We start from the raw sequence: 526 nt of genomic DNA, 5'->3' as shown, positions 1-526 counted from the left end.
CGCGCAGCGCGGTGTGGATCGCGCCGGGATGCACGTGCTGCAGATCGGGAATGAGTTCGGCGTACTGCGCATGCGCGAGTGCGGCGGTGGCGATGCCCGGGTGGTAGTGGTCCACACCGGTCATGCCATTGAACAGATGGGTGAAGCCGGCCGCACCGGCGTTCAATGCGGCCACGCCGTCATCATAGCTGCCGGCGCTGTGGCCGAACTGCACGCGGATACCGAGCGCGCTCAGGGCAGGAATCAGCGCGAGGTGCTGGCCGATTTCCGGGGCGAGGGTCAGCACCTTGATCGGGGCGATCGCGTGCAGGCGCTGCACGTCGGCCAGGGTGGCCTCGACCACCAATGGTGGCTGCGCGCCGAGGCGCTGCGCGCTGATGAAGGGGCCTTCCAGGTGGACGCCGAGCACGCGCGCCATGCCGGGTTCGCGCGTGGCGATCGCAGCGGACAGGCCTTCAAGCGCCCGCGTGATGTCGTCTTCCTGCGCGGTCATGGTGGTGCCCAGCAGCGCGGTGGTGCCGTGCCG

At 69.8% G+C, this 526-nt stretch carries 1 pseudogene; it reads right to left on the bottom strand.

Going from position 1 to position 526, the window contains the following annotated elements:
• Positions 1-526, bottom strand: a pseudogene (locus tag AAE045_RS24270) (N-acetylglucosamine-6-phosphate deacetylase); the annotation flags it as partial.

The organism is Dryocola clanedunensis (assembly GCF_038405435.1).
Classification (GTDB): domain Bacteria; phylum Pseudomonadota; class Gammaproteobacteria; order Enterobacterales; family Enterobacteriaceae; genus Dryocola; species Dryocola clanedunensis_A.
The sequence above is the reverse complement of the archived record's forward strand: the minus strand, read 5'-3'. Positions and strand labels throughout refer to the sequence as shown.